This window comes from Acaryochloris sp. CCMEE 5410 (assembly GCF_000238775.2).
Taxonomy (GTDB): domain Bacteria; phylum Cyanobacteriota; class Cyanobacteriia; order Thermosynechococcales; family Thermosynechococcaceae; genus Acaryochloris.
On sequence record NZ_AFEJ02000002.1, the window covers coordinates 1,652,364 to 1,665,561 of the forward strand.

The 13,198-nt window shown below is 45.7% G+C and carries 9 protein-coding genes; 2 read left to right on the forward strand and 7 right to left on the reverse strand.

The window, feature by feature from the left end; genetic code table 11:
* Positions 1–347: 347 nt before the first annotated feature.
* The gene (locus ON05_RS28440) at positions 348–2,645 is read right to left on the reverse strand and encodes a molybdopterin-dependent oxidoreductase (protein ID WP_262562453.1); all 2,298 of its coding nucleotides are present in this window, start codon (positions 2,643–2,645) and stop codon (positions 348–350) included.
* A gap of 198 nt (positions 2,646–2,843) precedes the next feature.
* Here ON05_RS28440 and ON05_RS28445 point away from each other — a divergent pair, with 198 nt between their 5' ends.
* Positions 2,844–4,103, forward strand: coding sequence for a DUF2808 domain-containing protein (locus tag ON05_RS28445; RefSeq protein WP_010467930.1), 1,260 nt, complete (start codon positions 2,844–2,846; stop codon positions 4,101–4,103).
* A gap of 317 nt (positions 4,104–4,420) precedes the next feature.
* On the opposite strand, the gene ON05_RS28450 is transcribed toward ON05_RS28445, so the two are convergent.
* Together ON05_RS28450 and ON05_RS28455 are read right to left on the reverse strand one after the other, a co-directional pair.
* Entirely contained in the window at positions 4,421–6,058 is a 1,638-nt protein-coding gene (locus tag ON05_RS28450; protein WP_010467932.1) for a GUN4 domain-containing protein, read from the reverse strand.
* Between the two features lie 8 nt (positions 6,059–6,066).
* On the reverse strand, positions 6,067–6,426 hold the full coding sequence (locus tag ON05_RS28455) for a hypothetical protein (RefSeq protein WP_029314924.1): 360 nt from the start codon (positions 6,424–6,426) through the stop codon (positions 6,067–6,069).
* Positions 6,427–6,867: 441 nt separating this feature from the next.
* Between ON05_RS28455 and ON05_RS28460 the strand changes: the two genes are divergently transcribed.
* Complete coding sequence (locus ON05_RS28460) at positions 6,868–9,087, forward strand: SPFH domain-containing protein (RefSeq protein WP_262562454.1); 2,220 nt, start codon at positions 6,868–6,870, stop codon at positions 9,085–9,087.
* Between the two features lie 130 nt (positions 9,088–9,217).
* Here the strand turns inward: ON05_RS28460 and ON05_RS28465 are convergent, their stop codons facing one another.
* From ON05_RS28465 to ON05_RS28480, 4 genes are all read right to left on the reverse strand, one after another.
* Positions 9,218–9,784 carry a Uma2 family endonuclease gene (locus ON05_RS28465; RefSeq protein WP_029314925.1) on the reverse strand — a complete coding sequence of 189 codons (567 nt, stop codon included), beginning with the start codon at positions 9,782–9,784 and terminating at the stop codon, positions 9,218–9,220.
* A 182-nt stretch (positions 9,785–9,966) separates the two neighbouring features.
* Positions 9,967–11,037, reverse strand: a complete 1,071-nt coding sequence (locus ON05_RS28470; protein ID WP_010467939.1) for a RuBisCO accumulation factor 1 — start codon at positions 11,035–11,037, stop codon at positions 9,967–9,969.
* Positions 11,038–11,061: 24 nt separating this feature from the next.
* Positions 11,062–12,312, reverse strand: a complete 1,251-nt coding sequence (locus ON05_RS28475) for an AAA family ATPase (protein ID WP_010467941.1) — start codon at positions 12,310–12,312, stop codon at positions 11,062–11,064.
* 116 nt (positions 12,313–12,428) lie between these two features.
* On the reverse strand, positions 12,429–13,055 hold the full coding sequence (locus ON05_RS28480; RefSeq protein WP_010467943.1) for a GDSL-type esterase/lipase family protein: 627 nt from the start codon (positions 13,053–13,055) through the stop codon (positions 12,429–12,431).
* Positions 13,056–13,198 lie beyond the last annotated feature (143 nt).

Genomic DNA, 13,198 nt, shown 5'->3' on the forward strand with positions numbered 1-13,198 from the left:
TGGGTGTATCTAATTTTAGGCTAATCACTTTGTATCATAATTTACAAAATTTTTCTCCGCTTTTTTTAGATTTTCCAGTTCAATCCCAACAAAATAGTCTGTTTTTCTAGCTCAATATTATTGAAGCCATTCCTATGAACATAAGTCCTGAACTATTTTTCGCAATCAAGACAAGAACAGCCACAATATTTTTATTAACTTTATTTACATAAATATCTATTTTTTTAGAGAAAAATTCAATAATCATCACTAGATAAAATCCCTGGCACAAAATCTAGAACTTCAGACAAAAAAGAGATCCAAGATAATCCATAAAAAACCTGATAAGTCAATACTCTAGAACTAATTCACGGCAAACTTTCTTCCAAGCTTGCTGCCCTCGCCATATCAATGGGCCTTAATCTCACAGGTACATTTTTATGGAAAGGGGTGGCACTGATGGTGTCGCAATGTTGGGCGTCGGTCAACAAATTTAAGAGTGGGCCGTAGCGGGTGCGCTTTCCATTCGCATCGGGATAGTCCAATCCATAGCCGTGGGGCAAACTGACCACCCCCGGACGGAGGGTATCGCAAAGTTTGACCTGTACCGTCACCTGTCCCCAGGGGGATTCACAAACTGCCTTTTCGTCTTCAGCTAGCGCTAACGCTTTAGCATCAACGGGATGGATCTTGAGTACCCCTTCAGCGTCATTTCGCCGCCATTGGGGATTGCGGTAGATGGTGTTGGCGTTATACATGCGGCGCTCACCTGCTATCAGCATCAAGGGATACTCTGGCCAGGAATGGTGGGAGGGGAGTGTCCGTAACTCTGCCAGTAATTCAGGAATCGCTAGCCGCACTTTTTGATCTTTGTAGCCCATCAATGACCAGGTCTCTTCATAGCGATGTTGGCTAATAGTTGTGCCACTATGGCCATGCAAAATCCGCTGAAATAATGCTTCTGCCAATTGCCCCCCTCGTCCGGGCAACCCCGTCCGAGCCACTGCTTCGCCATGGTGCTGGACATAAAGCTGGCTCACCCCCCAAAACGGTGCAGTGCTAGCATCGGGTAAGGTTTTACCTAAGGATCCTTGCAAGGCAAAAGCAACGGTACGCCGCAGTTTGGGGTTTAGAGCCATAGCTGTCACCAAAGCTAACCTAAACAGACCGAGCTGAGGCCACCGCCCATGCCAACGGGCCACCTGTTCCAACACTGGATAGCGTTCAGGAATCGCCCCAATCGCAACCGCTAATCGCCGATAGATTTCTGACTCTGGCAGAGTATCGGCTAAAGGAGCAAACAGAGGCTTTCGTAAATGAAAGGCATTGGTGGGAAACTCCAAATTAAAAAAGGCGGCTTCCCATTTTTCAAACTGCGACGCAGCGGGCAGGATATAGTCGGCATAGCGAGCCGTCTCCGTCATCGCCACATCTACAACCACCAGCAGATCCAGCTGGGGAAAGGCCCGCTGATAGGCTTGGGTATCTGCCCCTGACACTACTGGATTAGCGCTATCGACGATTAAACCCCGAAGCCGCTGGGGATGATCGGATTCAATTTCAGCGGGCAACACATTGGGGGGAAATAGCTGGGCAATTTCTGTGATACCCGTGGCCTTCGTTTGGCATAGCGGTTTAGCCTCGGCATCGGAATGACCGACCCAGGGCAGGAAAAAAGTATGGAAGTTGTTGCCACCAGGTTTGCCTAAATTGCCCGTTAGCAGCAAGAGCAGTTTCTCTAGATATGAATTGAGGGTACTGTTGAGGCTTTGCTGTAATCCTAAATCCACCCGGACCGTGGCAGACTTCGCGGTGGCAAAACGGCGCACAGCCTCATGGACCTGCTCAGCATCTACCCCAGCCCGTTCAATATGGTCCGCAATGGGAATGGTTTGGAGACAAGCCCGTACATCTGCAAATCCAACGGTATGCTCCTGGAGAAAGGCTCGGTCTTCCCAACCTTCCTGCACCAAAATTGCCAGCATGGCTGATAGTAAAAACGCATCGGTTCCAGGCCGCAATTGCAGATGGATATCCGCCAACTCCGCCGTTTCGGTCCGGCGCGGATCGATCACAATCATGGTTCGTTGATCGTCCTGGGCCAGCTGTTTGAGGGTGGGGCGGGCATTGCGGATGCCGTGGGCCTGCCAGGGATTGGTGCCAATAAATAGCACGCACTCTGCCTGTTCAATATCTTCGGTGGTATGGCAGTTTTGGCGGCCAAACAGCTTGCCATTGACCCAGAAGTCCCCCGGTTTTTCCTGGGCTAGGGCGGAATAGTAGTAGGGAATCTCCAAGGCATCGCGAAAGGTACTGCTATACATGGAGCCAAGGTGATTGCCTTGACCGCCCCCACCATAAAAGGCGAGACATTCTTTGCCATAGGTCTGCTTTAGATCCAGCAAGCGATCGGCAATTTCAGTAATGGCGGTTTGCCAGTCAATGAGCTGATAAGATCCATCCTCCTGACGTTTAAGGGGTTGGGTAAGGCGATCGGCATTGTTTTGATAGTGATCGAGTTGGGCGGCTTTTTGGCAAATATAGCCTGCACTAACGGGGTGATTTTTGTCACCTCGAATCTTGGTGAGATGGCCGTCTGCGACTTGGACCTGGAGGCCACAGTTTCGGGAACATAAAATACAAGCCGTTGGCTGCCAATCGGTCATGATTCAGGTCAAGTAGAGGAGAACTACTGCCAGCATAGGGGCCTTTGGGCTGCAATCCAATGCCCTGTGATAAGCCTCTTGCCGGGTCACCGAGACAGATCACAGTGGCGCTTATGGTAACGATGATTCAATGGAACTGAAGTCGTCATCTGAATAAACTTCGCCGATAATGAATTCAAGTGAGTGAGGGTTATCCCCATGCAGCGATTTAACGTTCTATTGCCTGCTTTAACCGTGGGTACTGCTTTGGTCATGGTGCAGCCAGCCCAGGCATTGTCTGGGGCTGAGGTGAATCAAATTGCCAAGGAGTCCACCATTTTGGTGAAAGGTCAAAATCCTGGCTCTGGGGTGCTGGTGGGGAAAAAGGAAAATACCTACTATGCCCTGACAGCAGAACATGTGGTCGCCACGCCGGATGAGTATGACATTGTAGCTCCCGATGGGACGGAATATGCCTTGAATTATCAATCGGTGCAGAAGCTGCCGAATGTGGATTTAGCATTGGTGAGTTTTACCAGCCAGAAGTCGTATCAGTTAGCAAAACTCGGCAACTCGGATCAGTTAACGGAAGGCGATAAGGTTTTTATTGCAGGTTGGCCGTCTTCGGGGGTTGCGCTCCCTCATATCTATCAGTTCACTTCTGGCGAAATTTCCGGTCTGCCGCCCCAATCCATCGGCAAGGGCTACAAGATGGTCTATACCAACGTCACCCGCGCAGGGATGAGTGGCGGACCTGTGTTTAATGATGATGGCAAAGTAGTGGGGATTCACGGTTTAGCCGAAGGCAGAGAGGTGGTTTTACCGGGCTATCAAGGGGACCGCAGCGTGATTAAGGCTGGGTTCAATTTGGGCATTCCCATCAATACGTTTGTGCGGCTCTCTAAAAAGATGGAGGCCAAGCCCCAGGCGACTCCACAGCCAACGCCTAAGCCGATTCAAGAGTCAACGGCGGTGGCACAAGTGATTGATGCCCCCGCTCTTCCAGCTCTCCCCAGAGGTCCAAAGGTTACCTTTGATCGCCCGCCTCAACTTGTCGGTACTTCTACAACAAATCGAGATGCCCGATCTTTAGGAGCCACGTACTTCTTTACGATTGATATTCCACAAGATGCAGCTCAACCATTGCAAAAAGTGGAGTTTATTCTGAAGCAAGGGGTGCAATATCCCCGTTTTAAGGCAACCTCTGTGAAGGCGTTTGAGGGGACAAAGCGGGATAAGGGTGAGGCATTGCCGATTAATATTGTGGTCAGTGACCCATCAATTCGGACATTGACAGTCACATTTGATCAACCTGTTGCCCCAGGACGGACGATTACAATGGCCGTTCGCCCGGTGCGGAATCCTTCAGTGGGAACCTATATGTTTGAGGTACGGGGAACGCCTGCTGGCTCAACTGCTGAAGGTCAATATTTAGGGATTGGTCGTTTAGATTTTTCACGCAGCTCCTTGGGCAAATAAATCGTGTCTAGTACAGCACAAAGAGTTGAGGGGTTAAAGCCATGATCATCGAGGCAGAATGCCCTCAGAAGGTGATTAACTTCTACCAAATAGTTGGTAACTTCGTCATTACCGAGTCTTCATGGTTATCCAGGAGCTACAAAAAAATTGTTCTGGTAGGGATCAGACCGTCTTAATTTAGGATTTTTGGGTGATTTTGAGTTGCTATCTTGCAAACATAATGGACATAGAAAGTTTGCACTGTTTCATTTATAGGTCGATATCAGACAGTAAAAATTATTCAGAATCTAATTGTATGGTAGTTAGGTGGGATTATCTCATCTCCTATTCAGAAAACAGGTACAAATATATGGAAATAAATTGTGAAAGCTATCTCTCCAATTATCCCATCTCTGTAGCGCATACCCACAAGTTGGAAGATGTCCCGCTGGAGCTTTTACACTGAAATTGAAGTCATCATATCCTGACAACCAATTGTCGTTTTTTCGCCATCCTACATGGTCGCTAAATTTTCGGAACACTGAATTGCTAAATTTGCCTGCCTGTCCACCTACATCATTACTGCACCATATTTTCTGCTGTACGCAAAAGCCAAATTTCTGTTCGCTATTGTCAAACCACAATTGGTTAATCGCAAAGATAACTGCGCAAGGCAACTGCAACTGATCACTAGCAGTAAAACAAGATTCTGAATCCTTCCCAACTGCCTCGAGGATTAACTGATATGTTACGGAATCAGCTTCTCTCCAATTTGAATTTTTAAACGCACGCTTTAAGTCGTTATAATCAAGTACTTCTTGTATAACAGTTCTTTCACCAGTGGAAAGAGTTTGATCAGGATTTAGATCTCTTTCAGGTAAAGAACAAGAAATATTACCTGACTGAAAACTACTCGGATTTTTTAAGCTTTTACAATTATTTTTAGAGGTCTGATTTATATGACTTAAAAAATCATTTAATCTATATTTTTCACTATATTTCAATGATTCATCTTTTTTCAATTCCATCATTTTAATTCCCAGCCGTTGAATCGCCTTTATTGCATCATTATCTTGACCTGCAGTAACAGCATTCACTTGAAGCCAGCATTGCTCTGCTAATTGCAGAGATATAAGTTGGTTCTCTATATCTAATTGCTCAATATATTCAGCACGATAAGCATCATTCTTCAGCGCTGATATATCTAGTGGTGTAGCATATTTAGGCATCAAAAGGGCATGAGAACGCTCAATTGGTTCGGCAATAATATAGGGAATTTGTTGAGAGCTAGCAGAACTATAAATCTCCAAAATTGTAGGAACTTGCCTTTTTAAAAAATGATTTAACTGCTTTACAGTAGCACATCTGCCTTTAGCTCCCAATCCTTCTAAAAGAGCAAAAGTAAAAGCTCCTTGCTGAAGCGTATCAACCTCGTATGATGACTGATTAGGCTGACAAGAAAAAATACTAATGATGCCTGTACTACGTACTTCTGTTTCAGTCTGACGACCTATTCCTTCTCCTTTGATACCTTGACTACGGCAAGCATCCAGAATTAAGACAACATTACCGACATTACAATGTCGTAAATAATCAGTAATGTCATGAATAGAGATACCTGTATTTTCTACGTCTTCTGGATCTCCGTCTAAAGGCATTAGATAATCCCGATCACAATGCCTAATTCCATGACCACTGAAGAAAAACCAGAAGTTATCATCCTCTTTTAAGGAAAATTGAGATAACCTATCAGAAATCTGTCGCAAAACTCGTACTAAGTTCGATCTAAAAGGCTTAGTAGATTTTCCATCAAGATTGGGCGAATTAGAAGTAAAAAGGAAAATATTCTCTTGCGTAAAACCCGCTTCAGTAGCAAGAAAACTTGAAAAGAGTTTCGCATCTCTTTCTGCATATTTCAAAGGCTGCAAAAAATGATATTTATTAATGCCAATGACAATTGCTCTATTATCTGCCATTTAAAACTTTATTTTACGCTTCGCTTAAATTTCAAATTTATCACTCCATTAATTCCTGTTTTTAGCCCTGCTATCAACTTAATTTCACCTTCAGCACTAATACTAACTGATAAATCCACCTCATCAAGTTGTAGGTTGTTTTTATTAGTTGAGTATTGCTGTGACTTTTGTTCAGCTTGTTGAAACAGACGACCAACAACTGTTAAGAACGCAGCCATTCTTTGCTCTAATTCTAGAGCATTTATTTTGACCCCCTTTCCTCGTTTAATATCTGGGCTGACCGCATCACCCCAACTCCCTTTCTGAGTATCATTGACTACATACTCAGATAAATCATCTGGCACGATCCAAATGAATTCTTCTTGCATGTCATGGATTGTCATATTTTAAATACTATGGCTATAAATTTCTTGATGGCCAAATAATATTCCTGGAGAAATTATTCGAACAGGATAAAGTAGTATTATGGTTAATATCTAAGCATTTTAGATATTAAATTCTATCTTTTTTAGGTTTACTTCAACACAACCCTTCCAATCAAGATTTGGCTTGAACTAGGTTTTCCTGCACTGATAAGTTTCATTGCTATCCATCTAGAATTTATGTTTAAACGAAGTATTAGATATAAGCTTCTCTCCGCAGGTTCATATCCCGTATGTATGAATTTTCCGAATGATGATATCACTAAGCTTTTTCGATCCCAAACAAGGCTCCAAATTTCATATGTTACCTAATAGGAATCAACCTCTTTAAAAAATATGAAGTCCCTTCATCGTGCATTCCGTTCATCAGCGCTGGCAGGCCTATTTATGGCTATATCTATGTGCAGCTTAGGCCTATGGCAGAGCTTGAGGGTATATGCTAACGTGCCAAGTTCAAAAATTTCGCCTGAAGAAACAAATCTTGAAAAGCAGCCTTTTGACTATTGGAAGCTTGGTAGGCAGATCGTCTTGGTGTTTGGGGTTATTGGAACAGTTTGGTTTGCAATAGTTTTTTTTCAAAAGGGATGCGTTGTAATTGGAGAAGATGAAGTTGGTATCAAGTACAAGAAATTCAGTCTTAATCCCTTTCAGCCAAAGTCTTCTCGCAGACAATTAATTTCTAGGAATAAAGAGCCAGGATATCAACCCGATACCATTGATAGTGGTTGGACATGGTTGTTTCCTGGCATGTATACCATATACAAGGAGCCTGTAGTTGAGGTACCTCCTGGAGAAATTGCTCTTGTTTTTGCCCATGATGGAGAAGATATTCCTAATGAACGCATACTAGCAAAATACGTTAAATGTAATAGCTTTCAAGATGGTGATATCTTTTTACAAAAAGGTGGTGAAAAAGGACGGCAGTTAGGTATTTTAACAGGAGGGACTTCTTATCGAATTAACACGAAACTATTTACGGTAATTACTCGCTCTAACTTAGCTGACCATGATTCAACACTAAAGCCTGAAGACCTACTAGTTTACAAGATAGACTCAGATAAAATTGGGATTGTAACTACCTCAGACGGTGCACCCCTCGAAACCGGAGAGATAGCAGGTCCTACTATCTCAGGTCACGATAATTTTCAAAGTCCCCAAAAGTTTATCGATGGAGGAGGTAATAAAGGACTGCAAGAAGATGTTCTCTCTTCTGGACCATGGAATTTAAATCCTTGGTTTGTGAAAGTAGAACAAGTGCCCCTAACGGAGATACGCGAGGGAACAGTCGGTGTTGTAGTTTCATTAATTGGTGAGGGGAAAATGGGGAGGAGCATTGAAAACTCTTCCTCTGAGTTGAGCCTATTTACCAATAGATATGATTTAGTTGATCGAGGAAAGAGAGGTGTTTGGAAAGAACCTCTTGATGTTGGTTCATACCCAATTAATACGAAAGTCAGGCGAATTGTGCTTGTTCCAACACATCAAATCACTTTAGATTGGTCAAACGATGAAAGCAAGCCGGATGAAAACTACGATAAATCGCTGGGCACCTTAACTCTGCGACTTAAGGATAGAATTCCTGTAGATATAGTAGTAAGACAGCGCTTTAGAGTACCTAAAGAGAACGCGCCTCTTATGGTTTCACAAATCGGCTCCCCAGGAGACATAACTACAAACTCGATAATCACTGATTATAGTGCGACTGTCCAAAAATATAAATCTATTCGAGATCTCATCGTCAGAGTGTTAGAGCCAACAGTCAGGAGCTATTTCTATAATGCGGTTCAAGACTGTGAGGCGGAGGATTTTTACATTCACCGAAGCGACCAACAGAAAGATGCTGCTCAATATCTAAAGGGAGTCTTGAGAGAGCATGGAGTGGAGGCAATTGACACGCTAATAGGCGAGATAGATCTGCCAGATGTATTCGATAATCTTGAAATTAAGCGCAAGTTAGAGGAAAAAAAGAGGAATCTGATAGAACAAGAAATATTAACTGAGGATCTCAAACGGAAGTTGGCTTATTTGAAGGCAGTTACAGGGAAGCAAGAAGAACTAGTTAATTCTCAAATGAGTTTAGAATTTGCCGAGCGAGAGGCTCAGGTCAAACTTCAAAAAGCACTTGCTGACGCGAAAGCTATGCGAGAACAGGGACGAGCTCAAGCTGATGTGGAACTAGCTCTTAGACAAGCAATTAGTGACGCTCTTGGTCAAAGGGCTTATATCGAGATAGAAAAACTAAAGGAGATAAGTAAGTTTAAGCTGCCTCCCATTGTTGGAGGAAATGAAGGCTCCGGTGCTGGATTATTGATTGATACGTTGTTGGCTTCAGTAATGGAGAACTTAACAAGTGGCAATTCCGAAGCAATCAGTGGAAGCATTATTGAACAGGTTGCAGCTTTATTTTCGATAGATTTGAATGAACCAGAATCTAAGCAGCTTAAAAGTTCGTCAGATATACAAGTTGTTAACTCTGAGACGACGGCTTCATTGTCTGAAGATACTTCAGTTGTTTGCAACAGCTGCGGAACTCTGAATCCTCCTAACCATAAGTTTTGCTTTGAGTGTAGTAGTCCTTTGGTATACTCCTCAGACTCAAAAAAGTGAAATGTGAAGTGGTCCCCACTGATTGGACAATTTTAGAGGGGAGCTAAGCTCTGATAATAGATTTAATCAACCCAGTCAGAGTTACGCCTAGTTTTGTATCCTAAGGTAGCGGGTAATATATGGATGCCATTCAGCTTAGCTCCAGCGCAAACCCTGGTAGTACATCTTCCCCAGACACAGTAGCCGGAAGCAGCACAATTTCGGCCTCTTTCCCCGCTCGATATATCTCTACTGTTTGATCCTGAGGATTAATCAACCACCCCAGCCTCAAGCCACTGTCTAGATACTCCAACATCTTTGCCTGTAAAGGCCCCAAGCGATCGCTTTTTGAGCGGAGTTCAATCACAAAGTCGGGACAAATGGGCGGAAACTGCTCCTTTTCCTCTAGGGAAAGCGCATCCCAACGTTCTTGGCTCACCCAGGCAGCATCAGGAGAACGATCCCCTCCACCAGGCAGTTTGAACATAGTGGACGAACTAAAGACTATACCTAGGCCAGCTTGGCGATTCCAGAGATTGAGGTCAGTAATATAGTCTGCTTCCTTGCTTCCACTTCCACCACCAACTGGGGGCATAATGATCAATTCTCCCATTGGGCTACGCTCCATAGCCACGTCTTTATTGGCCATACACAGTTTATAAAACTGCTCATCGGTCAGTGTCACTACCGGTTCTAAGTTGAGCGTGATAGCCGTCATAACTGGAATTCGCGATCTTACGGATTCATTATTTGTAGAAGCGCTGACTCTAAGATTACACACAATGCCTACTGATTGGCTTTTGCTCACAATCTCAACCACAGATTTGGGAGCAGCATACCCCGTCTGCTTGGCACAGGGTAGAAGTTTTTCACAGGCTGAATCGAAAGTTCAGCAGCTCTCTACTCATCCGTATGCCAAGGATCCTTCGTAAAATTCTCATCCAAAATCCGCTTAGGCCGCATCACCAAAACCACCTGCCCATAAAGCTTCTGCTCAGGAGCCTCCGCAAACCACTGCACCTGTAACTGCCCATCCGCCTCCACCAAAAAATAGCAGTCCTCATGCCACTGCCGCTGATCGCGATCAACAATCACCAACACCTCCTCCGTTGGCCGAGGCAGATCCAGGCCTAAATCTTGCACCTGCGCTAACAACGCCACCGGATCCTCCGCCCGCAAAATCACCTGCCACCCTGGCACTGGCACCCAAGCACAAGTTCCTGAAAACTGCACCATCCCAAACGGCTCTTCCTCCTCCACCACAGGCACCGCCTTCAAATCCGTCAGAGTCAACGGCAAGTGCCCCATCACCGGCATCAATCGGGGCAACTCCTCCTCCGATTCCAACCGAAAAAACGGTAGGCGAGGAGCCTCTTTCGCCTTCACCACCGAGAAATCACTCAACAGCATTTGTAGCTGCTCTCGTGCTGAATCACTATGGGCAAACTTTAGCCCCTGGCCAATTAAACGAGAGCGCTCCTGCAAATCATCCTTTTGACGGGCAAAATACCAGCATCGATAGGCCATGGCATCTCCCGGTGTATCGGTGAATCCCACCGGAGTCTCCGAGAGACGACTGAACTCCTTCATCGCTTTTGCGATCGCACGGGCTTCATCTGCATCCAACTGCTTCTCAGCCGCCAGAGTAGCTGCTGCCGCTCGTTCCACCTGATTCAACACCCGAAACTCATAGAGAATATCGCTACGGCGCTCACCAAAATATTGGCAAGCCGCCTCTGCCCCCTTATCCTTCAGGTTTTGATAGACCTGTCCCGCCACAATAATTTGGTTCTGCTGAATCGGCTCAATCCCAGATTCTTCAAAAATCTGCTGGGGACTATAGCCCGCTTTCTGGAGCTGCTGACATGCCATGCCCCAGTCCACCCAGGTTTTCTCCTTACGGCGCAGCATCAGCAAAAGCTGGTCAACATCAATATCAGGGCTAGATCCAGGGGGCGTAAAGGAAGTCATGGGCAAAGGTCGCGATCAACAGAATTACTGGGGACGAACAATCAGTTCTTCTAGGGTACGGGTTTGGGTACGCGGATCATACCCAATCAACTTAATGTAACTTTGGGGATGATCTTGCAGACAGGTTTGCAACCCCGCCATGGCATCCGTCACCGTTCGAGGCGCTTGCGGCCAAGTCCAGCTGCGCCAGACATTACCCGCCTTTTCCCGAGATGTAGCAGTTTCTAAATTCAGTTGGCTACCCTGGCGCATGGCCTGTTGAAACAGATGCTCAATCTCATGATGGGCAATATAGTCCGGCCAGTCACCCTTAGATTGAGATGCAATATCAGCCTGGAGGTAATGGTTTGCCTCTGACTCAGGTGGGGGAGGGGAAGGTTTAACAGGTTCAGCCTTTGCTCCCGACAGATAAGCTTGAGCCAAACCAGCATGGTGCAGACGGTCTTGTTCACCCACCATCGCCTCACCCAGCTCTATTAAATAGTCTAATGCCAGGGCCGGGGGCTGGATCTGCACCTGTCGCTCAGGAGAATTGACCAAATAAGTAGAGACGTTGCCAATACCAAGATTGCGAATAAAGTCTCGCACCTGTTCGTCATAGATGCGCGATCGCAATGCCCCAAAAAAGTCGATAGCCTGGTCGGCAAAATGATTGACCAGCTGTTCAATCACAGAACTGGATAACCGATCCGGCTCAAAAATCCCCTGGACTATCCCCAACCGATCTTCATCACTAGGCTGCCAATAGAACTTATCCATCCGTCCATCCCGCACCAGGGGTGCATAAAGGGTGGAAAAATCATTGCCCGTCACCAAAATCGGCACCCGGCGAATGGGCTGAGTATCGTAGCTACCCGGTAGCTGCACATCCGTGGGGTTATCGGCAATATTCATCAAGGTGCCGTTCACTAACTGGGTATTAACGGTATACTGCGTGGTCTGATCCATCCGACTCGCCCCCGCATCCAGATCGTTAATCAGCAGTACGCACATCTTGCCCCGCACTTTGATCAGTTCTGCTGCTTCTCGATAGCGCATCCGAATCAGGCGCACTGGATCTCCTGCATCAGGGCTTTCCAGCTCACCCGCCGACATACGTACGGGCTCAATGCCCATCTGCTCAAACAACAGCTCACATTGGAAAGATTTTCCTTCTCCCTTGCGACCATGAATCCCTAAGATCAGAGGCACTCGCAGCCCTGGCAAGTCCATAAAGTTCTTGGTGATATGGACGGCCAGTCTATCTAAAAATCGAGGCGATAGGTAATAACCCATGGTCAAAGCTCAAATATGGGGAGAGGCCAGGTGGATCAAAACTAGGGATATCACACCTAAAAATTGGGCCCACTTGAATTAATAGGTGTAAACAAAGCTCGCCTATTCTCCTATGACTACTCCTCTGAACGATCGCGCTTAAACCAGTCCAGCCAAGCAGACCACTTCTGAATAATCACAGCCATTTCTGTATAGCCCGTACTGCCAGGATGGTAGCCATCTCTCGCTTTGATATCGTTTAACCAGATGCTGGAGCGGGAGAGAGGTGTCCAAATATCCAAATAGGGCACATCTAACTCTTGACTAAGAATGCCAAGGTTCTCGGAGAGATCTTTGACTCGCTCATTATGGTCAGGATCTGCGATCGCAGGCGGACCAATCATCAGAATCGGATATCGTAGCTTTGCCGTTCTAAAAATGCGCCGCGCATTCTCCAGGGACAGAGGCATATCAACCCGGCAGTGATCATATTCTTGGGCCGTATCATTTACCCCAAAGCTAAAGACCACTCGACCATTCGTACCCGCCGGACAGCGCGCTTGAACTTCCGATAGCCACCGGTCTTCAATATCAGCACTCGTACTTTGGCGAACTCCCAAGTTATAGCTGGTGAAATCATATCCTCGCCGATACATTGTGGCGCAGATGCGGCCTGTCCATCCCAAACAGCCCAGATCACCCACCCCGTTCACAAATGAATCTCCCACAAAACAAATCCGCAGATCCTTGTCGTCTTTCGGCATGATCCAAATACCCAATCACTATTGCTAAGTCATATAGGCTTTACGGCAATTGTCAAGGTATTGGCAGCAAACTTTTACAAGTATCCCCCTTACCTTGTGCATGAAGCCTTATCCACTTGTGCCAGTTTCCAGCACTCCTGACA

What these genes read in the sequence shown, in the direction of transcription:
- ON05_RS28460 (WP_262562454.1), top strand. Translation starts at nt 6,868, where the DNA reads ATGGCTATATCTATGTGCAGCTTAGGCCTATGGCAGAGCTTGAGGGTA.
- ON05_RS28475 (WP_010467941.1), bottom strand. Translation starts at nt 12,312, where the DNA reads ATGGGTTATTACCTATCGCCTCGATTTTTAGATAGACTGGCCGTCCAT.
- ON05_RS28440 (WP_262562453.1), bottom strand. Translation starts at nt 2,645, where the DNA reads ATGACCGATTGGCAGCCAACGGCTTGTATTTTATGTTCCCGAAACTGT.
- ON05_RS28470 (WP_010467939.1), bottom strand. Translation starts at nt 11,037, where the DNA reads ATGACTTCCTTTACGCCCCCTGGATCTAGCCCTGATATTGATGTTGAC.
- ON05_RS28480 (WP_010467943.1), bottom strand. Translation starts at nt 13,055, where the DNA reads ATGCCGAAAGACGACAAGGATCTGCGGATTTGTTTTGTGGGAGATTCA.
- ON05_RS28445 (WP_010467930.1), top strand. Translation starts at nt 2,844, where the DNA reads ATGCAGCGATTTAACGTTCTATTGCCTGCTTTAACCGTGGGTACTGCT.
- ON05_RS28465 (WP_029314925.1), bottom strand. Translation starts at nt 9,784, where the DNA reads ATGACGGCTATCACGCTCAACTTAGAACCGGTAGTGACACTGACCGAT.
- ON05_RS28455 (WP_029314924.1), bottom strand. Translation starts at nt 6,426, where the DNA reads ATGCAAGAAGAATTCATTTGGATCGTGCCAGATGATTTATCTGAGTAT.
- ON05_RS28450 (WP_010467932.1), bottom strand. Translation starts at nt 6,058, where the DNA reads ATGGCAGATAATAGAGCAATTGTCATTGGCATTAATAAATATCATTTT.